This is a genomic window from Cyclonatronum sp. (assembly GCF_022565315.1).
Lineage (GTDB): Bacteria > Bacteroidota > Rhodothermia > Balneolales > Cyclonatronaceae > Cyclonatronum.
Map to the genome: position 1 here is coordinate 16,235 of NZ_JAIUMX010000023.1, position 23,392 is coordinate 39,626.

A 23,392-nucleotide genomic window follows, 5' to 3' on the forward strand; every position below is an offset into this window, starting at 1 on the left:
GGCAAAGGGAAGCTGGAAGGTCCCGGATAATCTCACAAACCTCACACAAATCTGTAGCTGTTCTTGTTCTGGAAGACATATGGTGTACCTACGGCACACGGATATTTTTTGGGCTGCTTTTTTCTACCCATGTGATTTCCCTACGGGAAATTTGGCTCCACGCCATTTAACGCCTCAGCACCCGGCGCGGCTGGCCGCGCCGGGGTTGGTGGAAATTTAAGGCGGCTGCGGGTTCGCTACAAAGCTTGCTCCCCAACCGGGGCGCTTCCGTGGCTTGGCGGGTTTCGTGGCCGCAATACGTTTATGAGCATCTTGAAGCTCTGCTACGTATGAACCGCGCCGTGTTGCAGGATTCGAATCCTGGCACGCGGTTCTTTTTCGGCGGTCGGCTGTCAATCCCATAATCCGCGCTAATCCGGCCCGATCCGCCCAAATCCGCGTGCCATCAACCCCGCATCAGGGCTTGTCGCCGAGGGTTTGCTGCCATTTCCAGGCGGTGCGGCTCATGTCGTCGAGGCTGTATTCGGGTTTCCAGCCGAGCACTTCGGTAACCTTGGTGGTGTCGGCCCATATTTTTTCGACATCGCCCTGACGCCGGGGCGCGAAACGGTAGTTGAGCTTCACTCCCGTGCTGCGCTCGAACGATTCAACGACTTCCGAAACCGAGTGCCCGTTTCCGGTGCCTACGTTGAAGACTTCCGTGCGGAAATCGTTGTCACGGGCAAAATCCAGGGAAATCACATGTGCCTTTGCGAGGTCAACTACGTGGATGAAATCCCGGATGCAGGTGCCGTCAGGGGTGTCGTAGTCCTGACCGAAAATGCTGAGCTGCTCGCGCCAGCCGGCGGCGGTTTGTGTGATGAACGGCATCAGGTTGCCCGGCACGCCGCGCGGAAGCTCACCGATCAGCGCCGACTCATGCGCCCCAACCGGATTAAAATACCGCAGCAGCACCGATTTCACATGCGGGGTGAGTCTTGTGAATTCCGTAATCATGAGCTCGGCCCAAAGTTTTGAGCTGCCGTAGGGCGAGGGCGAACTCGTGGTCGGCGTCGATTCCGTAACGGGCACGCTTTTGGGCTCGCCGTACACCGTGCATGACGACGAAAACACAAAGTACGGCACCTTGAAATCTTCGACCATTCGCATCACGTTAATCAGGCCTTTAATGTTGTTTTCATAATACATCACCGGAAAATCCAGCGATTCGGGCACTGATTTTTTGGCTGCAAAATGGATGATGCCTTCAATGCCTTCCTCCTGCTCAAAAACCGAGCGCAGCTGTTTGTCGTCCATGATGTCGGCCTCGTAAAAGGGCAGGGAGCGGCCGCAGATTTTCTCGAGCACCGCATGCACATCTATCATGCTGTTCGAGAGGTTGTCCAGAATTACGATGTCGTGACCGGCAAGATGGAGCTCAACCACGGTGTGGGAGCCGATGTAGCCGAGGCCGCCTGTTACTAAGATTTTCATTCGATTGAAGACTTTTGTTTTTGGGGTGATGCAGGGCAATCCCGAACATAATCAGGTGCTTTCAGGGAATCTGATGACGGCTGTAAACCATCCTTAAACGGTACCCCTGCATTTATTTACAAGGTAAGAAATCGCGCATAACTCTGCTTCAGCAATCCCTGAAAATGATGCAGGGCTGTTTCCATTTTCGGGGAGAACCTCCCGCGGTCATAAGCGCGGGAGTTCAGCCCCAGCTGCACGGCTTCACAGATCTCCATGTCTTCCTGCTGCACTTTGTCGCTGTAGGCCATATCCTCCTGATGCTTCTTTTTTCCGGCCTCCGAGCTCACATCATCATAGTAATACTCAAAATGCACGCGGCAGTGAGCGGCATCAACCGGTTCGATGCGGTTGAGCTGCACCCGGCCCGGCAGGATGTTGAGCATGGAATTCGGGTACACAAAATAGTACCAGGCCTCCCCGCTGCCGTCGCTATAGATGCTTTCCGCCTGCCGGAAGGGGCTGTACTGCAGCGAATGCCATTTGGCGCACTCGGTTTTGTAATCCTGAAAGCTGAGCAGGTCGCACAGCTCCGGGTGCACGTGCGGGATGTGGTAGCCTTCGAGGTAGTTATCGATGTACACTTTCCAGTTGCAGGCGACCTCATAGATCACCTCGCCGGCAAAGTGCAGCTTTTCGGTTTGCAGATGACCGGTGCGGGCTTCGATGCCGATGAGCAGTTCGTCGAGCGGCGGGTGCGGAGCACGGGATGCTTCCTCCAGACAAATCCAGATGAAGCCCTGCCTTACTTCGCAGCGGATGGGGCTGAGGCCGAAGGCGTTCTTATCGAAGAGCTCTGCCCGGTCGAAGTGCGGCACCCCGCGCAGGGAGCCGTCGAGGCGGTAGGTCCAGCCGTGATACAGGCATTTGAGGAAGCGCGCGGAGCCCGGCTGCTGCAAAAGCGGACCGCCCCGGTGCCGGCACACGTTGAAAAACGCCCTCACCTGCCCGGCATCATCCCGCAGGATCAGCACCGGATTGCCGCCGGCCTGTAGCGGGAAGGCATCGCCGGGGTTCGGAATCCGGCTGATGTGGCCCGCGCACTGCCAGCCGGGTGCCAGAACGGCATCGAGATCGAGCCGGTGGAATTCGGGTGAGGTGTACCAGGCCGATGGGATGGTCTCCGCCCGCTCAACAGGCGGATGTTCCAGATCGGAAGGCCGGATGTCCGGAGTGGGGAAATTTTTCAAGGAGGATGGTTTTAGGGTGATGGCTCTCAGGCTGAATCAAAATACAAATGCGAGCGATACGCTGAAGCTCACAATCAGCACAAAATACAGGCCCAGGACGATGGTTTCCAGCGGACGTTTTTCGATTACGCTGAGGTCAACGAGCACATCTTCCGAAACGGTGCCGGGCTGTATGCGGCTCATCACAAAGGCGACCAAAACCGTTACGGCAAAGCCGGTGAAGTTCCACCAGAACCAGAAAATGAAGCCGTCGAAAAAGAGCCAGAGGATGAGGTTGAACACCACGCCCGCCACAATCCCGAGGTTTACGGCGCGGCCGGTGATGCTCGTCGTGAGCATGCCCAGCACAAAAGTAGCGATGATGGGGCCGTAAAAGAGGGAGCCGATTTTGTTGATGGCTTCGATTACGGTCGGGGCAATGTTACCGGCGGCAAAGGCGAGCAGCACGCAGATGACGCCCCAGAATATGGTGTACTTTTTGGACAGGCTGAACTGCTCGTCAGCGGTGGGGCGCGCCTCTTTTGCCGGGATCACAAAGTCTTCGACGGTTGCGGCGCTCAGGGAGTTGAGGGCGGAATCGAGGGATGACATGGCCGCGGCCATGATGGCTGCAACGAGCAGGCCGATGAGTCCGTGCGGCAGGTAGGTTACGATGAAATAGGGCACCATGTAGTCGGGGCGGTCGGCGGGGATGAGGCCCAGAAACTCGGGGGTCATGAGGGCGAAGGTGCCGATGAGCAGCCCCATCACGCAGTAGAGCAACACCGTCGGGAAGCGGGCGAGTCCGTTGAAGACCAGCGCTTTGCGGACTTCCTTCATGTTCATGCTTGCGAGGATGCGCTGCGCCTGACTCTGATCGCAGCCGTAGTAGGCGGCGTACAGGAAAAAGCCGCCGAGCAGCATGGGCCAGAATCCGAATTCGGAGCCGTCACCAAAGCCGTGTCCGCTGAAATCGACCGCGGTGAGGCGGTCCCGGTCGAGGTTTTCGAGGAAGATTTCCCAGCCGCCGAGCAGCTGAAAAGCGAACCAGCTGCACAGGAGGAAGCCCAGAAACAGGATGCCCATCTGAATGACGTCCGAGATCACAACTGCTTTCATGCCGCCGAGGTAGTCGTAGAGCAGCGCAATGATGCCAACAACCACGATATTGACCCACAGCGGAATCTGGAAAACGGCCTCAAGCACGATGGCAACGGCGTACACTGTGATGCCCGCAGCGAAGGCCCGGCTGAACTGAAACACCCCGCTCAGCAGCTGACGCGTGAGCCGGTTGAACCGCTTTTCGAGGTAGGTGTAGATGCTGATGACCCCGCTTTTGTACAGCGGCGGGAAGATGACGACAACCAGCAGAATCATGGCGAGGGGCACCGCGAATTCATAGGTGAGCCACTGCAGGCCGCCGTTTTCGCGCAGGCCCACAAAAGCCGGGGCCGAAATAAAGCTGACCGCGCCCAGCTGCGTGGCCATGGTCGAAAGCCCGACCTGCCACCATTTGAACGTTTTGCCGCCGAGGTAATAATCCTCGGTGGTGGTTTGACCTTTGCTCAGATGCCAGCTCAGCCAGATCAGGCCGGCGGCGTAAATGCCTACTACAATCCAGTCGATGTAGTTCATACCCTCTGCTCCGATTTTTCCATTCCGGTTGATGCTGAAGCCACAAAAAAGGATTTGTTTGGCTCAGCTCTGGGTTCAGGCCCGGAAGCACATCACCCTAAAAAAAGAAAACCGCCGGAGAGGAATCAGTCCTTTGGGGGAAGGGCCGACAACCGCACCCGGCGGTTTCTGTTCACTTCATCCTCTTTATTTGGGAAAGAGGTTTTGATGCGGGTTTGGGTTCATCATCCCGCAAAAATCGCTGTTAAAAATGGGCCCATGCACGGCCGACTTCTTCCATAGGCACGCAGCCGCGGTAGGGACCGAAGTTCTGCATGTAGCGCAGGTGTTGGGTCATGCCGGGTTCTGACATGCAGTAGCCGGTGAGCGTAACCCGCTTGAAGACCAGGAAAAACGGCTGCTCCTCGTGATCGCCTTCGATTGCCTCGCGGTTGGCTTCGGTGATGTAATCGAGCTTTTCCGTATCGCTGAGTTCGTGGAAAGGGCGGCCCGTTGCCTCACGGACTTCCTCAGCAAAGCGGTCGAGTCCGGCAATGAAGCCTTCGCGGTCGGCATCGTTGAAGAATTCGCCGGCCATGCGGTCGATGAAGGCAGGAACGCCGGCATCGATGGCGCCGGGCGTGTCGGTTCTCGGCAGGATGGCTTCGGCCAGGTGCTCGGTGAGGGTTGCCTGCGCGTGGTTGAGCAGTACGGGGGTCCAGTCGCCGGGCGTGATGGAGCAGCCTTTCAGCACGGCTGAGGCGGCGGGCATAAAGAAGAGGCCGCCCAGCATGAGGGCGGCTCGTTTTACGGCTTCGCGCCGGTCAATGATTTCTTTTTCTTCCATTACAGGTTTCCTTTTCTGAGTTCACTTGCGGCATAATCGGCGGCACGGGCGGTGAGCGCCATGTAGGTAAGCGACGGGTTCTGACAGGCGCCGGAGGTCATGCAGGCACCGTCGGTAACGAAAACGTTTTCGCAGCTGTGCACCTGATTCCATTTGTTCAGCACCGAGGTGCGCGGGTCGCGGCCCATGCGGGCGGTGCCCATTTCGTGGATACCGAGGCCCATCCCGCCGGGATCATCGAAGGTGTGGATGTTTTTGAAGCCGGCAGCTTCGAGCATTTCAGCTGCATCGTTCTTCATATCGACGCGCATTTTGTACTCATTTTCGGCAAAATCGGCATCCATCACGTAGGTCGGCATGCCCCATTTGTCGCGTTTTTCGAAGTTGAGGTACACGCGGTTTTCGTGCAGCGGCAGCACTTCACCGAAAGCGGTGAGGCCCATGGTCCATTCGCCCGGCTGCTGAATAACACCTTTCAGTTCGGCACCGACACTCAGCTCCTGCACGGCACGGCTCCAGTTTTCACGGCTCGCGCCGCCCTGATAGCCGAATCCGCGCACGTAGTCGCGGCGGTCGCTGCCCACATTGCGGTAGCGCGGAATGTAGATACCATTTGGCCGGCGGCCCCAGAAATAGCGGTCTTTGTAGCCTTCATGCACGCCGTTGGCACCTACGCGAAAATGGTGATCCATCACATTATGGCCAAGCTCGCCGGAGTCGTTTCCGAGTCCGTCGGGGAAGCGGTCGCTGCGGGAGTTCATCATAATCATGGTCGAGTTCAGACAACCGGCATTCAGGAAAATGATTTTTGCGTAAAATTCGACCGTTTCGAGGGTTTCGGCATCGATTACGCGCACGCCTTTGGCGCGGCCGGATTCTTCATCAAAAATCACAGACTCAACGATGGAGTTGGGGCGAAGGCGCATGTTTCCGGTGCGCTCGGCAGCGGGCAGGGTCGAAGCCTGACTGCTGAAATAGGCCCCGTACGGACAGCCGCGCCAGCAGAGGTTGCGGCTCTGACAGCTGCCCCGGTCGCCGATGGGCTGCGTGAGGTTAGCGGCACGGCCCACCGTGAGGTGCCGGCCGAAATTGGTCATGATGGATTCGCGCAGATGCTGCTCCACGCAGTTGAGGTCCATGGCGGGCTGCAGCTTCTGATCGGGCAGCACGTCGAGGCCGAGGTTTTCGCCGCTGATGCCCACATAGGCTTCCACATAATCGTACCAGGGCTCGATATCGCTGTAGCGGATGGGCCAGTCCACGCCGAAGCCGTCGCGCGCATTGGCTTCGAAATCAACATCCCCCATGCGGTACGACTGCCGCCCCCACATGATGGACTTCCCGCCCACATGATAGCCGCGGATCCAGTCGAAGCGGCGCTTTTCTTCGTAGGGCTGATCGGCGTCTTCCACCCACCAGTGCATCACCGAGGGGCGGATGGTGTAGCCGGTACGGCTCTGCACCGGGTAGCGCTCCAGCTCTTTGGCGGTTGCCCGGTCGCCGTGCGGCAGCTCCCAGGGGTGCTTGTTCATGGTCGGATAATCGAGGATGTGGCGCACATTGCGGCCGCGCTCCAGCACCAGGGTTTTGAGGCCGCGCTCGGTAAGCTCCTTTGCCGCAACGCCGCCGCTGATGCCCGTTCCCACTACGATGGCATCGTAGGTGTGCTGCTCAACTGCTTTTGTATTAAGATTCATCTGTTTACAGCTCCCGTATTCTGATATTTCTGAATTTGACCACGTCGCCATGATCCTGAAGTCCGATGTGCCCCTCGCGCATGGCGCCGAATTCGTTGTGTTCGCGGAACTTGCTGTTGCGCAGCATTTCGAACCACTCCGGTGTGAAGCGCTCGAAGGAAAGCACCATCTCCCCGTTTTGCCAGTGCTCGATGTGGTTACCGTTGCTGATAATGCGCACGCTGTTCCACTCTCCGTGCGGGTTCGCATTCTGCGGATCGGCGGGGATGAGGTCGTAGAGCGAGCCGGCCTGACGGTTACCGTCAACACCCTGATTGGCGTCCGGGTGATTTGCGTTGTCGAGAATCTGCATTTCCAGGCCTGACCAGTAAATGGCCTGTGTTGGCTGCTCAAGCACAAAATAGAAGATGCCGGAATTGCCGGCTTCAGCGATCATCCACTCAAGTTCCAGCTCGAAATCGCTGAAAGTCTGCCGGGTGATGATATCGAGGCCGGAAGTCCAGCGGTCGCGCTGATACGGACGAAACACGAGCATGTCATCCTCAATCTGCCAGCCCTGATCGGGGAAGGCTTCCATATTATAGCCGCGCCAGTGATCGGTGGAACTGCCGTCAAAAAGGGAGATCCACTCCCCCGGCGCTGTGGTGTTACGGTCAGCCGGTTCGGGCTGTGCGCAGGCAGTAAGCCAGCTTGCAGCCAAAACAGTCGTAATCCCAAACGAAATGAAAGATTTAAGCATAGATTGGTTGAGTTAGTTTAAGTTAGCAGCAAAAAAACAGGTATGCCGGATTAACTGCTCCCGCAGCTGCCGGTAGTCAGCAATTCCTGAAACCTTCAGTTTCGGTCTGAAAACGCTTTCAGCTAAGTATCGCAGCAGAACAGCACGGAAGATGAGCTCTAAACCTTGAACACAAAGCCGGTACAACATCCTCACAAACAACACCCTTGCACTCGCGAAACCTCAAACTGTTTCAGGAAAACGCTTACAAACCATGATGATACTTAATTTGAAAGACTATTTCACACCAAAATAACAGAAATACGCAAGAGAGCTTAAGTCTGCCTAAGCTTATGCCGCACAAAAAACCGCTTTTATTTTTTGGGGGTTTAGAATATGTTAAGCGCAGCTGTAAAAGACTGTTTTCCTGCCCGTTTGGCTTTTACAGCTTTAGCCGTTAACCACACTTCCCACTTCAAACCACTTCTATGAAAAACTGGAAAATCAAGCTCTCGCTGATTTTTAACTACATCATTTTTGCCATTTTGCTCAACAGCGTGGGCGTGGTAGTGCTTCAGGTGATCAACGAATACGGCATTACGCCGGAACGGGCAAGCGTGCTTGAAGCCTGGAAAGACCTTTCCATTGCAGCGGCTTCCTTCCTGATCGCCTCCTGGATTCCGCGTTTCGGCTACAAACTTTCGATGCTGGCGTCGCTGGCTTTTGTGGTGATTGCGAGCCTGCTGATGGCAACGATCGGGGGCTTCGGCATCTCACAGCTCTTGTTTGCAACCGTAGGCGTGAGTTTCGCCATTGTGAAGGTTTCGGCCTACTCCACGCTCAGCCTCATCACCGATAACAGCAGCGAGCACGCGAGTTTCCTAAGCATCATGGAAGGCTTTTTCATGGTCGGGGTGCTCGGCGGATTCTGGCTCTTCGGCAGCTTTATCGGGCTGGCCAACAACAGCGAAACCATCCTGTGGACCCACACCTACTATGTGCTCGCGGCCATCGGTATTCTCGCGTTTGTGCTGCTGCTCACCACGCCGCTCGACGAGAGCTCGGTGGAAATCAGCAAGGAGGGTCCGGCTAAAGATTTCTTCGAGATGATCGGCCTCATCAAATATCCGCTGATCATCTTTTTTATTATGGGCGCCTTTTTGTATGTGTACATCGAGCAGGCCCTGAATACCTGGCTGCCTTCCTTCAACTTTAACGTGCTGCAGCTGCCTGACAGCATCAGCGTGCAGATTGCGAGTATTTACGCGGGCTCGCTGGCCGCGGGGCGGCTGCTGGGCGGCTATGTGATGAAGCGCATCAACTGGTACTATGTGCTGCAAAGCTGTATTGTGATGGCAATTGTGCTCGTGCTGCTGGTGCTGCCGCTCACCATCGGCATTGAGCCGGGCTCGGTGAACAGCTGGGCTGATGTGCCCCTTGCCGCGTACCTGTTGCCTGCCATCGGCTTCTTCCTTGCGCCGATTTACCCGACCCTGAGCTCCTCCATCCTCAGTGCCCTCCCCAAAAACCGGCAGAGCGGCATGACCGGCCTCATCGTCATTTTCTCGGCCCTTGGCGGCACGACCGGCTCGATCATCACCGGATTCCTGTTTGGGCGCCTCGACGGGCAGACGGCCTTCTACTTCACCCTCATCCCGCTGGTGCTGCTGTTCCTGCTCATCATCCCCTACCGCCGCAGGCGCGAGCAGTTCGAAATCGGTTCCATCAAGTAAGCTTTACCGGGCAAGGCGCCCGTCACCCTGAAAAAAAACAGCGACATGAATACTCCCAAGCTTCCGCAAACATCAGGCTCATTATTTGAAGCTATACAGAAAAACCGCGTCTTTCCGGACTCCAAATACTTCGTGGACTGCACGCCCAAATCACATCCCAATGAAATCGAAGCAGCCTGGGAGCGGGAGAAAGACGCGCCCGGCTTCGACCTGAAAACCTTCGCAGAAACCCATTTCGAAGTACCTGATGCCGGCCGCAGCGATGCCGATATTCCGGCTTCGCAAAGCTGCCGGGAGCATGTGCGCAAACTGTGGCCGCTGCTGTTCCGCAGTTCCGATGCGGCGGGGAACGCACACAGCAGCCTGCTGCCCCTGCCCCACCCCTATGTGGTGCCCGGCGGACGCTTCCGCGAGATTTACTACTGGGACAGCTACTTCACCGCGCTCGGGCTTGCGGCGGATGGTCACGCGGATATGGCCCTGAACATGACGCGCAACTTCGCCCACCTCATCAACACCGTGGGTCATGTGCCCAACGGCAACCGCACCTACTACCTCAGCCGCTCGCAGCCGCCGTTTTTTACCTTTATGGTGGATTTGTGCCTGAGCCTTTCGGATGAAGTTTCCGTGGCCGAATTTCTGCCGGCCGTGCTGAAAGAACATGCCTTTTGGATGGATGAAACGGGGGATGCCGGCCGCCGTGCCGTAAACCTGCCCGGCGGCGAAATCCTGAACCGCTACTGGGACGACAACCCCGTGCCCCGGGAAGAATCCTGGTTTGAGGATGACGAACTCGCGCATGGCCTCAACGCCGAAGCCCGCACCCGGCTTTTCCGGGATATCCGCGCGGCCTGTGAGTCCGGCTGGGATTTCACGAGCCGCTGGTTCGCCGACGGCAAAAGCCTTTCAACCATCGAAACAACGAACATCCTCCCGGCCGACCTCAACGCCCTGCTCTGGTTCATGGAGCACAAACTCGCGGAGTGGCTTGGTGCCCATCCCGTGGACGGCGCCCCTGCCGCCGCGCACTTCGCTGCGCTTGCCGAAAGCCGCAAAGCAGCCATGAACCGCCTGATGTGGGACGAAAAATTCGGGGTCTTCCGGGATTACAACCTGAAGCAGCAGGCACAGACCAACGTTATTTCCCTGGCGGCGGTGTACCCGCTGTTCACCGGGATGGCGACCGAAGCGCAGGCCAAAGGCACGGCGCGCTGCATCGAAGCGCATTTCCTGATGGAGGGCGGCCTGGCCACAACGCCGGTACTGACGGGTCAGCAGTGGGATGCGCCCAACGGCTGGGCCCCGCTGCAGTGGATGGCCATTCAGGGCCTGCACCGCTACGGCCACGACGAACTCGCCGACACCATCACACGGCGCTGGCTCGAAGCCAACGAACGAATCTTTGCGCATTCCGGCAAAATGGTCGAAAAATACAACGTAGCCGACACAAGCGGTCAGGCCGGCGGCGGCGAATACCCGCTACAGGACGGCTTCGGCTGGTCGAACGGCATCTTCGCTGCCCTCTTCGACGCCCTCAACCGCGGGGAGTGAGGGTGGTCTTTTGAAGTATAGTCTTTCGGGAATTGGTGTTTTTTACGCATCTTTATACTGGTTCACGTAATCCTTTTTCCATCACAGCTTAGCAGATTATAAAGAAATAACCCTGCGAAATTGTAGCCTGATCTGCAGGGCTCCTTACTCCGCCAAAGAAAAACGGTCGAAATCTCTCTTGCCCCATGAAAGAAATTACCTTTAAAATACCCGAGCACAGACTTGATTTTGTGATGCAGCTCATGGATGAGCTTGGTATTGAAACGGCTGATGCCCCTGACATCCCCGAAGAACACAAGGCGATTGTGATGGAAAGAATCGAACAATATCAGCCGGAAAACCTGCGCACCTGGGAGGAAGTCAAAAAACGGTTGCACGAGAGGGACAAATAGCCACCAACATGCAATACGAGGTATTCATCGACGAAAGAGCAGAGCAGGATATACGGGATGCATTCTCGTATTATGAAGAGTAAGCCAGGGGTTTAGGGGGGAAATTCGAACAGTCTCTGCAAAAATTGAAAAGAACGAAGTTGGGGAATCAGATAAATCCCGCGGAAATCTGCTTTTTTGAGATTATAGCTCTTTCACCCGTTCCAGCGCACGGTCGATCAGAATTTTGGAAATTCTGAAATTAGTTTTTTGAATTTTCTCAATCACAGGTTTAAGCTGTTTTATATGTCCTTTTTCTTTTGCTGCAATTAGCAAACCCAGAGAACCAGTTACCGGTAAGCCCATATCTCTTGCCGCTCTTCTTCCCTTTATTTCATCCATTATGAGAAGCGGGCTTTCAAATTCCAAAGCCAAGGCAATACTCGAAGCTTCACCTTCATCAAGATACCCGGAAAGATGTTCGTAAATACCCGACGCTACCGTTGATACTTCAATCCAATCCGGAATATCTTCACCAAACTCACTACAAACAATTTTGGTGATATAAATTTTGCCGTATAGTTTTCGAAGTAAATCAAGCTCACCAATCTTCGAAAACAAAATAAGGCAGCTTGTGTCAGAGACTATAGCGGTGTGCATTGCGAATATCTTCTTCCAGCTCCTCGGGCGGATGGCTGATAAGTGCAACGTTATAATCAGCGAGCAGCTCCATGAAGGTTTTCTTCGAATAACCCGCCATTTCAGCCGCCTGACCCAGTGTCAGCTTCCCCCTTTCATATAATTTCGATGCCAAAGACATGCGGGCTTCCCTGTCATCCACATCTGCCGAGCTGGGTATATTTATTGTTATCGTCTTCATAGTGCTTCTTCTGTCTGTTTTCGTTTAGGACAATATACTGCCTTATAAACAAATTGGTATTATTCTGCTCTATGAATAAACCAAAATCAAAAAATCCGGCCCGATACGTGTGCCACCATTGCATCCGGGGCGAAATCCGACGAAGGAGATCCCTCACATTGCGCTGTTGCCGGGTTTCGTAGCGGCACCCGCTCCGTGGTTCCGGTCGCCTCTTTCCAAAAAGATAAGCGTTCGGGATGACCTTTAGCGGCTTGGGTTGTTCTCTTACTATGATGGACTTAGCCACGAAAAAAGAAAACCCTCTACATGTCATCTCGAGCAGTTGCCCATGGCAATAGGCCCGCTGAAGCTTCTTTAAGCAGCACAATCAGGAAACCCTTCGAAGCATCATATGAGAGATCTACATGGGTTTGGAACTGCCGGGTGGCTGGCGCGTCCATCGTAAGCCCTCACCCCCGTCCCCTCTCCCGGAATAGTTTATGGGGTTTTGGGACCTCTACGGTTGCGGGAGAGGGGTGACTCGGGAGCAGGTTTGCTCAAACAGCCGCTACAGCTCACACTGCCCCCTCTTTGCGCCTTTGCAGCTTTGTGTGAAACATAATCCGCGAAAATCCCGCCCAAATCCGCAAAATCCGCGTGCCATTAACGCCTCCGAAGAGCATCGCAAATTCCGCCTGCCATCCCGCCTCAGATTTTTTTATTTTGTGCGGTTCATTCATCCCCACTCCAAGCACAGATTTTTAATGCGCACGTTCAAGCTGGATGCAGATCCCACCGAAGCTTCCTCACACCCGCAGCCGCAGGCCGCTGAGCTGCTGAAAGGCCTCAACGAAAATCAGGGGCGGGCTGTGAGCTACGGCGACGGCCCCCTGCTGATCATCGCCGGCGCAGGAAGCGGCAAAACCCGCGTGCTCACCTACCGCATCGCTTACCTGCTTGCCCAAAAAAAGGCCAACCCCTGGAACATCCTCGCGCTCACCTTCACCAACAAAGCCGCCGCCGAAATGCGGGAGCGTATCCAAAAATTGATCGGTCCGCCGGCTTCCAAGCTCTGGATGGGCACCTTCCACTCCATCTTTTCGCGCATCCTGCGGATCGAAGCCGAAAAGCTGGGCTATAATCCGCGCTTCAGCATTTACGACAGCGACGACAGCGAGCGCTCGGTTAAGGCCATCATCAAGGAAATGGGGCTCGACCCGCGCGAAGTAAAACCGCGGGACATCCGCTTCCGCATCAGCGGAGCCAAAAATCAGCTCGTGAGTCCGCAGGAGTTCCGCGACAAGTTTGTGAGCAGCTCCCTCGACGACATCGCCGCGCAGGTGTTCCCCATCTATCAGACCCGGTTGCGGCAGAGCAACGCGATGGACTTCGACGACCTGCTCACCCTGCCTTCCGAGCTGTTCGAGAACCATCCCGAAGTGCTTGAAAAATATCAGGATTACTTCCGGTACCTGCTCATCGATGAGTATCAGGATACCAACCATGCGCAGTACAAAGTTGCCAAAATGCTGGCGGCCAAGTACGAAAACATCACCGTAGTAGGCGACGATGCGCAGAGCATCTACTCGTTCCGGGGCGCGGATATTTCCAACATCCTCAACTTTAAGAGCGACTACCCCAATGCCGCGCAGATCCCGCTGGAGCAAAACTACCGCTCTACGCAGGCCATTCTGAAATGCGCCGATTCCATCATCAAGCAAAACAAAAATCAGCTCGACAAAACCCTGTGGACCCAAAACGACAAGGGCGATCCGGTAATCTTGCTTGAGAGTTTTGACGAGTATGATGAGGCTAACCGCGTGGCCGGAAAACTGCACGAGTTCAAGCTCAAGCGCGGGTACTCCAACAACGATTTCGCCATCCTCTACCGCACCAACTATCAGAGCCGGGTGTATGAAGATGTACTCCGCCGCAAGGGCATCAACTATCAGCTCGTGGGCGGCATTTCGTTTTATCAGCGCAAGGAAATCAAGGATGTGATCGCCTACCTGCGGCTGCTCGTGAACCCCAACGATGAGGAAGCCCTGCTGCGGGTCATTAACGAACCGAGCCGGGGGATAGGGGATAAATCCCTCCAAAACCTCATTCAGTTTGCCCGCAAGCAGCAGATTCCCGTTTGGGAAGCCTTTGATCACAAAGATCAGGTGGTCTCACATGGTCCGGCCCGGCGCAGTATGGACAGCTTTAAAACCATCATCGACGAGTGCCGGGAGCTGATGGGCGATGACGAAACATCTCTGGTTGATGTAACCCGGAAGCTGCTCGAAAGCACCGGCTATGTGAAGCAGTTTGTGGAAGAAAACACGCACGAATCGCTCACACGGCGCGAAAACGTGATGGAGCTCATCAACGCCATCGCGCAGCATGAGGATATGCGGCCCGATGCCGACCTGAGCACTTTCCTGCAGGAAATCAGCCTGTACTCCGACACCGACAGCTACGACGAAAATGAGCCGGCCGTAACCCTGATGACCGTACACGCCGCGAAAGGCCTGGAATTTCCGGTCGTTTTTGTGGTGGGGCTTGAGGAAGAGCTGTTCCCGATCGGGGGCCGCAACGGCGAGGAAGCCGATTTCGAGGAGGAGCGCCGCCTGTTTTATGTGGCCATCACCCGGGCAGAAAAAGACCTGTTTTTCAGCTTTGCGAAACAGCGCACGCGCTTCGGCGAGCAGAAACGCATGGCACGCTCCCGCTTCCTGGATGAAGTTGACCCCTCCGTTGTGCGCACCGAAACCGGGGCGACCATCCGGCAGAAAGATGACTCCGGAAACAGCTTCAGCTCCGGTGGCTACAATGTGGAGTACGACTGGAAACAGCCGCAGCGCAGTCAGGCTCAGGCTTCATCCGGCCGCACGAGCTCCCGAACAGCGGGCAGCAGCAACAATGCTCCAAAACCCACAGCGAGCTACGACGGCGTTACCTACGACATCCAAAGCCCGGCCGACCTGGCCGTAGGGGTTTCTGTTTTTCACGATAATTTCGGGAAGGGCAAAATCATGGGTAAAGAAGGAAACGGCCCCAATATGAAGCTCACGGTGTTTTTTCAGGGTCACGGGCAGAAAAAACTGCTGGTACGTCTGGCCAAGCTCAAAATCATCCGATAAATCAGCACCGGTCAGAAATGCACCTTTTTATACTTTGGAATGATTCCTGCCGTTTGGGTATTCGTTAGTTTAAGATTATTTGATTACCTTGAAACCATTCTGAAAAATGCGGGTATGCAACACACCAACCCGCAAACTTAATTATTATGATGCATTATACCTGGCAAGACCGTCTTGCAGACGTGCTTAATCAACTCTGGGAAGAACTTAAGGAAAAAGTGACGCCGCCCAAGCCGGAGCTGAAGCGCATCCCTGTAGAGCGGGAAAATCAGCCGCCGCATTTCCGGTAAACACACATTCAGCTATCAGGCCCCTCGAATTTATTTCAGGGGCTTTTTTTTGGCTACGCTGCATCAGGGGCAGCAGACCGGGAACAATAGTGAGCCCCCTTTTTTTCTGATTTTATCTTTTTTCTTTCTCGGGTGATGGCATCCCAAACCTCACGCAGGACCTCCGCTTAAGCCGATTGCTGCTTTTTTGTATGAACCGGGCCCGGGCCGCCATCAATCAAAATCACAAACAAGGCGGTGAAATTTTGACATGAAGCCGGATATTATGGCTGAAATTCAGAGATGTGCTTCTTTTTTCCTGCCTAATTGGATAGTTGGTGCCTCTTGGCGCTGCTTTTGAACTTTAGGCTCACAAATCAAATTGCTTCTGCTTGCACGCACACCATATCAACCAACCGCAGAAGCCCCACTGAACTACCTGACTATTTATGAAATCCAAGTTTTCTGACCTTTTGTTCGGAGACGGACGCCTTGAAGATTTTGAGCAGGCCATCCCCCTGCTATCTGAAGAAGAAGAGCGCAAAATCAGTGAATCATCCATCCCCGAATCCCTCCCGATTCTTCCGTTAAAAAACACGGTGCTGTTTCCGGGGGTTGTTATTCCGATCACGGTCGGGCGCGACCGCTCCCTCGAGCTGGTGAAGGATGCCTACGAAACCGATAAAATTATCGGCATCGTAACGCAGAAAGATTCCGACATGGAAGATCCCGGCATTGATGACCTGTACCGGGTCGGAACCGTCGCGCAGATCCTGAAGCTCATCAAAATGCCCGACGGCAGCAAAAGCATCGTGATTCAGGGAAAGAGTGTTTTCCGGATCAACGAATTTCAGACCATTGAGCCCTATTTTAAGGCAGATGTGAGTCCCTATAAAAATGTAGCGGATGTGGAAGGGCTCGAGCTCGATGCAGCCATCCGAAGCGTGAAGGAAACCGCGGCGCAGATTGTGAACAAATCGCCGAACATCCCTTCGGAGGCCGCCATTGCCATCAACAACATCAACAGCCCGAACTTTCTGCTAAACTTCATTTCATCCAACCTCAACGTTGGGATTGAAGAAAAACAGCAGCTGTTGGAAGTCCGCGAGTTTTCGGTGAGGCTCAAAACCATCATTCAGCACCTCGAAAAAGAGCTTCAGGTACTGAGCCTGAGCGAGCAGATCCGCACCAAAGTAAAGACGGACATCGACGAGCAGCAGCGCGACTTTTATCTGCGTCAGCAGCTGAAAGCGATTCAGGAAGAGCTGGGTGAAGGAACCGAGCAGCAGGAGGTGCATAAACTGCGTGCACGTGCCGAGAAACGGAAGAAGGAATTCCCGAAGGACGTCTGGAAGACCCTCACCAAAGAGCTTGACCGCCTCGACCGCACACCTGCGCAGGCCCCCAATCACGGGGTAATTCTGAATTACGTGGAAACCATTATCGACCTGCCGTGGAACAAGTTCACCAAAGACAAGCTCGACCTGAAAAAAGCGCGGGCAGTGCTGGATGAAGATCACTATGGCCTCGAGAAGGTCAAGAAGCGCATCATCGAATATCTTGCGGTGCTCAAGCTCAAAAAAGACATGAAAGCGCCGATTCTGTGTTTTTACGGCCCTCCGGGCGTCGGAAAAACCTCCCTCGGGAAGTCCATCGCGCGGGCCATTAACCGGAAGTTTGCGCGCATCAGCCTCGGCGGCCTGCGGGATGAAGCCGAGATCCGGGGTCACCGGCGTACGTACATCGGGGCGCTTCCGGGCCGCATCATCCAAAACATGAAGAAAACCGGCGCAAGCAACCCGGTGATGATGCTGGATGAAATCGACAAAGTAGGGGCCGACTTCCGCGGCGACCCGACCTCTGCCCTGCTCGAGGTGCTCGATCCGGAGCAGAACAACACTTTTTACGACAACTACCTGGAGCTGGAGTACGACCTCAGCAAGGTGCTGTTCATTGCTACGGCCAACTCTCTGGAAACCATTCCGGCGCCGCTTCGCGACCGCATGGAGATCATCCCCATCAGCGGCTACACCCTGGAAGAAAAAACCGAGATTGCGAAAACATACCTGATTCCGCGTCAGCGGGAGGAAAACGGGCTTACCGAAGCGCAGATCGGATTTGATGAGGCCGCGATTCACGCCATCATCGACGGCTACACGCGGGAATCGGGCGTGCGGAACCTGAGCCGCGAAATCGGCTCGGTAGCGCGCAACGTGGCAAGCGGCATCGCCTCAGATGATATTGAGAGCCGCCATATTGATGAGCCCTCGGTTGAGGACATCCTCGGCAAGCGCCGTTTCTTCAGCGATGTTGCGGAGCGCACAACCGTGCCCGGCGTATCAACCGGCCTTGCCTGGACCCCTTACGGGGGCGACATCCTCTTCATTGAGGCGAGCGTATCACGAGGTTCCGGCAAAATGCAGATTACGGGTCAGCTCGGCGACGTGATGAAGGAATCGGCAAGCCTTGCGGTTTCGCACCTCAAAACGCTGGCCGATGAGCTCGGCATCCCGCAGCATGCCTTCAAAGAGTGGGATCTGCACATACACGTGCCGGCGGGTTCCGTACCCAAAGACGGCCCGAGTGCCGGTGTGGCCCTGCTGTCGGCTGTAGCCTCCATTTTCACGCAGCGCAAGGTAAAACCAACCCTGGCGATGACGGGCGAAATAACCCTGCGCGGTGCCGTTTTGCCGGTGGGCGGGATTAAAGAGAAAGTTCTGGCGGCCAAACGGGCCGGAATTTCGACGGTTCTGCTCCCTGCAAAAAACGAAAAAGACGTTGACGAAATCGAGGCCGAGATCATTAAGGGCCTTGAATTCAGGTACATCGACCGCATGGAAGACCTTCTGGAACAGGTTCTTGACACCGAGCCCGTTCAGCAGCCTGAACGTAAGTTCAAAAAAATTCAGGAAAATGGTGAAATGGCGGGAACTAAACAGATAACCCCCTAAGTTATCTTACTGTGACTTTACAAAACCCGTTTATTGGTACATTGAAGGATACATAAGCACATACAAAGGCTTCGGGCTGAGACCCCGAAGCTTTTTTTTTGCCTTAATGAGAATATAGAACTTTGGTATTAGAAAACAAGGGGTCTTTTTTTATTTATTTTCAAAGTTCCTTTTCATATCGTATGATGTTATCAATCAAGGTTCAGTACCCGGCTGATCCACATTACCCACCTTCAAGCCTGATATTATGAAACGCGGCCGCATCATTAAATCTACAGGAAAATGGTATAAAGTGATGCCTTTTGAGGAAAACGCAGAGGTTATTTCCTGTCAGATTCCGGGAAAATTCCGGCTTCAGGAACTGCAGCAAACCAACCCCATTGCAGTGGGCGATTTGGTCAGCTTCCGTGTTCTGGAAGATGGCAGCGGCATGATTGAAGACATCGAAGCGCGTAAAAATAAAATTTCAAGAAAAGCTACGCACGGCCGCAAAGGCGAGCAGATTCTGGTTTCAAATGTAGATCAGGCTTTTGTAGTGCAGGCGGTGCAGCAGCCGCAGTTCCGGACCGGATTTATCGACCGTTTTATTATCAGTGCGGAAGCCCATCACATCCGGCCGATCATCATCCTTAACAAAACGGACCTTGGTACCGACGAAGATGCTGATCTTGTGGCAGATCTGATTAAAATATATGATGCCCTGTCCTATCAGCTTATTCTTACAAGCATTTATGATGATGAAAGCATTGAGGAGCTTCGATCCCTGATGAAAGACCGCACCTCTGTGTTCATCGGACCCTCAGGTACGGGCAAGACAAGCCTGCTCAACACCATTCAGCCGGGCATGAACAGAACAGTAGCGGCAGTATCAACTTTCTCGAATAAAGGCAAACATACAACAACCTTTGCCGAACTCATACCGCTCGATTTCGGCGGTTTTCTGGCTGATACCCCCGGTATTCGCGAATTCGGGCTGGTAGGGTTTGATCTAAACGAGATATCCGGCTTTTTCCCGGAAATGCGTATTTTACAGCAAAACTGCAGGTTCTACAACTGCACGCACCTTCACGAACCGGGCTGTGCAGTAATGGAAGCTTTTGGGAAGGGGAAAATTGCAGCCTCCCGCTACGATTCATACATCAGTATCTATGAATCTCTTGAAGACGAGAACCGCTCAGCCGGCAGCAGAAAGCGGGGATAACCTCTTAATATGGTTTTTCATTGTTTGCCAACAAAGCCCGATATTTCAGTATATTAATTATTAATATGAAAACGAAATAACTGAGGCCGCTAACCAGGCATAAGCCCTTATTCTTTAGCCTTTTAAAGGCAACACGGATAGAATTAAGTACCATACATCAATCAACCACATTCCTTCATTTCTATGAATCTGTCTTTCCCTGCTAAGACCTCAAGGCGAAAGGTCTTTAACGAAGTAGAAAAGTATATCCGCAAGCATGATTTCATTATTTCTGAAATGGATGATCAGCGGCCGTGGGGCGGTTTTTTCGTTATCGGCGAATCGGAAGCTCCTTTTTTTATTGAAGCTTTTTTCTCCCATCTTACCCTCGCTGATTTCAAAGGTTTTAGCCGGTTGAGTCCCAAAATATTACTGGTTGAACCCGGCAAAAGGCTTTCCTGGCAGTACCATCACCGGCGGGCAGAAATCTGGAAAGTAATAGGCGGTAACGCCGGCGTAATTATTAGTACGGACGATCAACAGCGCGACCTGCAGCATCTTGGTGTTAATGACATCGTTGAGCTGAAGCAGGGGGAAAGGCATCGCCTCGTAGGCCTTGATGAATGGGGAGTTGTAGCCGAAATCTGGAAACATACCGATGCAAGAAACCCTTCTGACGAAAACGATATCGTAAGGGTTGAAGATGACTTTGGCAGATAAAATCAGACGCTGCGTTAATTTTAGTCAGATTAAGCACAGCACTTGATCGTTTTGCTTAAATTTAAGGCCTGTTTACCGGGCCTTTTTTATTTCGTTTAACATCAACATCACAACTACAGATTTCATTGAGCACAGCATCTCCGGTTAAAAACCGCACAATCGGGTTTCTGGGAGCAACGAGCATAGGGGTTGGCGCCATGGTAGGGGGCGGTATTCTTGCCCTGGCCGGTGTTGCCTTTGCTGTAAGCGGCCCTTCAGCCATTTTAGCATTTATTCTTAACGGTTTAATTGCGCTCATTACCGCACTCAGTTTTGCTGAAATGGCCGCAGCAAACCCGCAGAACGGCGGCACCTACACCTATGCCAAAAAAGTATTTACCGTACAGGTAGCTTTCGGGGTGGGATGGGTTGTTTGGTTTGCTTCCCTTGTGGCAGCTGTGCTCTATGCCCTCGGTTTTGGTGCTTTTGCTTCTTTCGCCCTGCAGCAGATTCCGTATGACGGCGTTTCCGCACTTATCGGCCATCCGGCAGTTCCGACTATTCTCGGACTCCTGGCCCTGAGCTTCTACACCATTCAGCTAACCGGCAGCAATGGGGGCGGCGGGGCTTTCGCAAACATCGCAAAACTCAGCGTGTTCGCCATTCTGATCGCCGGCGGACTCGCCGCTACAGTTCAAATGCCGTTTTCTGAAATCAAAGGCAGTTTCGAGCCTTTCTTCGGTGGCGGTTTCACGGGCCTGCTCGCCGCTATGGGTTTTACCTTTATTGCCCTTCAGGGATTTGACCTGATTGCCTCCGCCGCCGGTGAAATTAAGGAACCGGCTAAAACCATACCCAAAGCGATGGTCGCTACGCTTGCCGTAGGCCTCACCATCTACCTGCCGCTGCTTTTTGTGGTGATGGGCCCCGGTATCCCCGCAGGGGAATCGCTCATGGCTCTGAGCGCCGAAAACCCTGAAACCATCATTGCCATTGCAGCGCAGAACTTCCTCGGTGCTTTCGGATTCTGGTTCGTGCTTGTGGCCGGTATCTTCTCCATGCTTTCAGCCCTGCAGGCCAACCTCTTTGCGGCCTCACGCATTGCTCTGAGCATGGCCAACGACCGCACCCTCACGCATCACCTTTCCGTGATCGATAAAAAGCGCGGCACGCCGGTAAAAGCCATCCTCACCACCTGCGGCATTGTGGGTCTGCTGATTCTGGTATTGCCCGACGTAGCGGCAGCGGGCGCAGCATCGAGCCTTATATTCCTGATCACCTTCGCGCTTGGCAACGTTATCATGATGCTGATGCGCACCCGCACCTTCACCAAATCCGAAACTTTTCGGGTCCCCTTTTTTCCGTATCTGCCCATTATCGGGATGCTCGCCTGCTTTGGGCTTGCGCTGTTTCAGGCCGTTGCGGTACCGGCAGCAGGCATCATTTCCCTGATCTGGCTGATACTCGGCTCTGTGCTTTTTGTGTCGTTCTTCATACAGCGGGCACGCGTTATTGACGCAACGGATGAAGCCCTTGATCCGGACATCATCCGTCTGCGCGGTCTGAATCCGCTCGTTCTGCTGCCGATATCAAACCCGGCCAATGCCGAATCTATGGTGTTTGTGGCCAACTCTCTGGCGCCTCCGGTTGTCGGGCGCGTGCTGCTGCTCTCCATCGTAACCCCAAGCGACGACGGGCAGGAACTCACCCGGCGCCTGAACAACAACCGCGATGCCATGCAGCAGGCGCTGATGGCCTCATTCGATTCCGGCATGCGCCCTGATGCCCTCACTACCATTGCCAGCGAACCCTGGGAGGAAATCGAGCGGGTAACCAAAGTACATCAGTGCCGCAGCATGCTGCTGGGCCTCAGCACCTTAAGTGAACTGCAAACGACCCAAAACCTGGAGCGCCTCATACAGCGGGTTCACTGCGATGTGGTTGTTTTCAGGCAGCCCTATCCCGGCTGGAAGATTTCACAGGCCAGAAAAGTGCTCATTCCCGTAGCCGGTTACGGCAGCCATGATGCCCTTCGGGCCCGTGTAGCAGCAAGCCTTTGGCGCACCGTACAGCCGGAATTCACTTTCGTGCAAATCCTGCCGCCCGACACCTCAGAGAAACTCCAAAAAAGCGAATACGCCAAGCTGTCCCGTTTCGCCGCCCGTATCATTCCGCAAACAAGCGAATGCCGGATCATCCTCAGTTCTCAGGTTCGGGAAACCATCGTAGATCTCACCCACAGCCACGATCTTGTAATTATGGGGCTTGGCCGCAGCGGCAGGAATAATAAGGTTTTCGGACAGATTCCGCTGGAAATGGCCGGAAAAACCGATACTGCATTGATTTTCATCAGCCACAAATAAGATCAATCGGCAAACAAAAGCAGCTTTGCCCCGGTAATCTGAATCAAAACCTTTCACAGATTCTGGGTATATTGCGGATCTTATTTCAAGACTGTAAATCAGCCATTCTGTTAGTCTGTTTAATGAGCAGAAGGCTGTTTTAAATAAATTAATTGTGTACATGAACACTACTATTCAGGAAACACCGGACTTCCGGAAAACCACACCTATCGATCAGGTCGGGGTGGAAGAACGGGTAGCCAAATTCAACACGCGCAGCATCAAGAAAGAGTCCAAGATGTTCGCGCTTAAACTCGCGCTCAGCATGGTTGACCTCACTACGCTGGAAGGCGCAGATTCGCCGGGCCGGGTTAAGCAGCTGTGCTACAAGGCGATGCATCCGCACGACTCAGCCGAGGACATCCCAAAAGTTGCCGCCATCTGCGTGTACCCCAGCTACGTGAAACTTGCCAAACAAACCCTCGCCGGTTCGGGCATTCAGGTTGCGAGCGTTGCGACCGCCTTCCCAAGCGGCTGGGCGCCCCTCAAGGCCAAACTCGAAGAAGTTCGCTACTGTGTAGATGAAGGTGCCGACGAAATTGACATGGTTATTTCCCGGGGCGAATTCCTCCGGGGAAACTACAGCTATATTTTTGATGAGGTAGCAGCCGTAAAAGAAGCCTGCGGGCCGGCACACCTCAAGGTGATTCTCGAAACCGGCGAACTCCAGACCCTCGACAATGTGCGCAAGGCAA

Annotated in this window: 17 protein-coding genes and 1 pseudogene; 10 read left to right on the forward strand and 8 right to left on the reverse strand. The window is 54.2% G+C overall.

Translation table 11 applies throughout. The features are described from left to right. Positions 1 to 456 precede the first annotated feature (456 nt). From galE to LAT75_RS05910, 6 genes are all read right to left on the reverse strand, one after another. Positions 457 to 1,473, reverse strand: a complete 1,017-nt coding sequence (gene galE / locus LAT75_RS05885; RefSeq protein WP_291481706.1) for a UDP-glucose 4-epimerase GalE — start codon at positions 1,471 to 1,473, stop codon at positions 457 to 459. Positions 1,474 to 1,589: 116 nt separating this feature from the next. After that, positions 1,590 to 2,702: an SRPBCC family protein gene (locus LAT75_RS05890; protein ID WP_291481707.1), complete on the reverse strand. Its 1,113-nt coding sequence runs from the start codon at positions 2,700 to 2,702 to the stop codon at positions 1,590 to 1,592. 36 nt (positions 2,703 to 2,738) lie between these two features. Continuing rightward, on the reverse strand, positions 2,739 to 4,316 hold the full coding sequence (locus LAT75_RS05895) for a sodium:solute symporter (protein WP_291481708.1): 1,578 nt from the start codon (positions 4,314 to 4,316) through the stop codon (positions 2,739 to 2,741). 244 nt (positions 4,317 to 4,560) lie between these two features. After that, entirely contained in the window at positions 4,561 to 5,142 is a 582-nt protein-coding gene (locus LAT75_RS05900; RefSeq protein ID WP_291481709.1) for a gluconate 2-dehydrogenase subunit 3 family protein, read from the reverse strand. Then, positions 5,142 to 6,839 carry a GMC family oxidoreductase gene (locus tag LAT75_RS05905; protein ID WP_291481710.1) on the reverse strand — a complete coding sequence of 566 codons (1,698 nt, stop codon included), beginning with the start codon at positions 6,837 to 6,839 and terminating at the stop codon, positions 5,142 to 5,144. The genes LAT75_RS05900 and LAT75_RS05905 overlap by 1 nt, the downstream gene beginning before the upstream one ends. A 4-nt stretch (positions 6,840 to 6,843) precedes the next feature. Then, the gene (locus tag LAT75_RS05910; RefSeq protein WP_291481711.1) at positions 6,844 to 7,578 is read right to left on the reverse strand and encodes a DUF1080 domain-containing protein; all 735 of its coding nucleotides are present in this window, start codon (positions 7,576 to 7,578) and stop codon (positions 6,844 to 6,846) included. A 467-nt stretch (positions 7,579 to 8,045) separates the two neighbouring features. Between LAT75_RS05910 and LAT75_RS05915 the strand changes: the two genes are divergently transcribed. From LAT75_RS05915 to LAT75_RS05925, 3 genes are all read left to right on the forward strand, one after another. After that, positions 8,046 to 9,290 (forward strand): MFS transporter, encoded by a 1,245-nt coding sequence (locus LAT75_RS05915; protein WP_291481712.1) that lies wholly within the window; start codon positions 8,046 to 8,048, stop codon positions 9,288 to 9,290. 45 nt (positions 9,291 to 9,335) lie between these two features. Next, the gene (gene treF, locus LAT75_RS05920) at positions 9,336 to 10,841 is read left to right on the forward strand and encodes an alpha,alpha-trehalase TreF (protein ID WP_291481713.1); all 1,506 of its coding nucleotides are present in this window, start codon (positions 9,336 to 9,338) and stop codon (positions 10,839 to 10,841) included. A 185-nt stretch (positions 10,842 to 11,026) separates the two neighbouring features. Next, the gene (locus LAT75_RS05925) at positions 11,027 to 11,233 is read left to right on the forward strand and encodes an addiction module protein (protein WP_291481714.1); all 207 of its coding nucleotides are present in this window, start codon (positions 11,027 to 11,029) and stop codon (positions 11,231 to 11,233) included. A gap of 183 nt (positions 11,234 to 11,416) precedes the next feature. Here the strand turns inward: LAT75_RS05925 and LAT75_RS05930 are convergent, their stop codons facing one another. Continuing rightward, positions 11,417 to 11,833: a DUF3368 domain-containing protein gene (locus tag LAT75_RS05930; RefSeq protein ID WP_291481715.1), complete on the reverse strand. Its 417-nt coding sequence runs from the start codon at positions 11,831 to 11,833 to the stop codon at positions 11,417 to 11,419. A 16-nt stretch (positions 11,834 to 11,849) separates the two neighbouring features. Continuing rightward, a complete protein-coding gene (locus tag LAT75_RS05935) occupies positions 11,850 to 12,092 on the reverse strand; it encodes a UPF0175 family protein (RefSeq protein ID WP_291481716.1) in 243 nt (80 codons plus the stop codon). Between the two features lie 743 nt (positions 12,093 to 12,835). On the opposite strand from LAT75_RS05935, the gene LAT75_RS05940 reads away from it, so the two are divergent. The 7 genes and pseudogenes from LAT75_RS05940 to LAT75_RS05970 form a co-directional block, all read left to right on the forward strand. Beyond that, a complete protein-coding gene (locus LAT75_RS05940; RefSeq protein ID WP_291481717.1) occupies positions 12,836 to 15,196 on the forward strand; it encodes a UvrD-helicase domain-containing protein in 2,361 nt (786 codons plus the stop codon). Positions 15,197 to 15,342: 146 nt separating this feature from the next. Further along, the gene (locus LAT75_RS05945; protein ID WP_291481718.1) at positions 15,343 to 15,486 is read left to right on the forward strand and encodes a hypothetical protein; all 144 of its coding nucleotides are present in this window, start codon (positions 15,343 to 15,345) and stop codon (positions 15,484 to 15,486) included. A 428-nt stretch (positions 15,487 to 15,914) separates the two neighbouring features. Further along, a complete protein-coding gene (gene lon / locus LAT75_RS05950) occupies positions 15,915 to 18,416 on the forward strand; it encodes an endopeptidase La (RefSeq protein ID WP_291481719.1) in 2,502 nt (833 codons plus the stop codon). Between the two features lie 247 nt (positions 18,417 to 18,663). Then, entirely contained in the window at positions 18,664 to 19,617 is a 954-nt protein-coding gene (gene rsgA / locus LAT75_RS05955) for a ribosome small subunit-dependent GTPase A (RefSeq protein WP_291481720.1), read from the forward strand. Between the two features lie 183 nt (positions 19,618 to 19,800). Then, on the forward strand, positions 19,801 to 20,316 hold the full coding sequence (locus tag LAT75_RS05960; RefSeq protein WP_291481721.1) for a phosphoheptose isomerase: 516 nt from the start codon (positions 19,801 to 19,803) through the stop codon (positions 20,314 to 20,316). A 125-nt stretch (positions 20,317 to 20,441) separates the two neighbouring features. Further along, positions 20,442 to 22,658 carry an amino acid permease gene (locus LAT75_RS05965; protein WP_291481722.1) on the forward strand — a complete coding sequence of 739 codons (2,217 nt, stop codon included), beginning with the start codon at positions 20,442 to 20,444 and terminating at the stop codon, positions 22,656 to 22,658. 160 nt (positions 22,659 to 22,818) lie between these two features. Beyond that, positions 22,819 to 23,392, forward strand: a pseudogene (locus LAT75_RS05970) (deoxyribose-phosphate aldolase); the annotation flags it as partial.

What these genes read in the sequence shown, in the direction of transcription:
- lon (WP_291481719.1), top strand. Translation starts at nt 15,915, where the DNA reads ATGAAATCCAAGTTTTCTGACCTTTTGTTCGGAGACGGACGCCTTGAA.
- LAT75_RS05940 (WP_291481717.1), top strand. Translation starts at nt 12,836, where the DNA reads ATGCGCACGTTCAAGCTGGATGCAGATCCCACCGAAGCTTCCTCACAC.
- rsgA (WP_291481720.1), top strand. Translation starts at nt 18,664, where the DNA reads ATGAAACGCGGCCGCATCATTAAATCTACAGGAAAATGGTATAAAGTG.
- treF (WP_291481713.1), top strand. Translation starts at nt 9,336, where the DNA reads ATGAATACTCCCAAGCTTCCGCAAACATCAGGCTCATTATTTGAAGCT.
- LAT75_RS05945 (WP_291481718.1), top strand. Translation starts at nt 15,343, where the DNA reads ATGATGCATTATACCTGGCAAGACCGTCTTGCAGACGTGCTTAATCAA.
- LAT75_RS05915 (WP_291481712.1), top strand. Translation starts at nt 8,046, where the DNA reads ATGAAAAACTGGAAAATCAAGCTCTCGCTGATTTTTAACTACATCATT.
- galE (WP_291481706.1), bottom strand. Translation starts at nt 1,473, where the DNA reads ATGAAAATCTTAGTAACAGGCGGCCTCGGCTACATCGGCTCCCACACC.
- LAT75_RS05960 (WP_291481721.1), top strand. Translation starts at nt 19,801, where the DNA reads ATGAATCTGTCTTTCCCTGCTAAGACCTCAAGGCGAAAGGTCTTTAAC.
- LAT75_RS05905 (WP_291481710.1), bottom strand. Translation starts at nt 6,839, where the DNA reads ATGAATCTTAATACAAAAGCAGTTGAGCAGCACACCTACGATGCCATC.
- LAT75_RS05900 (WP_291481709.1), bottom strand. Translation starts at nt 5,142, where the DNA reads ATGGAAGAAAAAGAAATCATTGACCGGCGCGAAGCCGTAAAACGAGCC.
- LAT75_RS05935 (WP_291481716.1), bottom strand. Translation starts at nt 12,092, where the DNA reads ATGAAGACGATAACAATAAATATACCCAGCTCGGCAGATGTGGATGAC.
- LAT75_RS05895 (WP_291481708.1), bottom strand. Translation starts at nt 4,316, where the DNA reads ATGAACTACATCGACTGGATTGTAGTAGGCATTTACGCCGCCGGCCTG.
- LAT75_RS05925 (WP_291481714.1), top strand. Translation starts at nt 11,027, where the DNA reads ATGAAAGAAATTACCTTTAAAATACCCGAGCACAGACTTGATTTTGTG.
- LAT75_RS05910 (WP_291481711.1), bottom strand. Translation starts at nt 7,578, where the DNA reads ATGCTTAAATCTTTCATTTCGTTTGGGATTACGACTGTTTTGGCTGCA.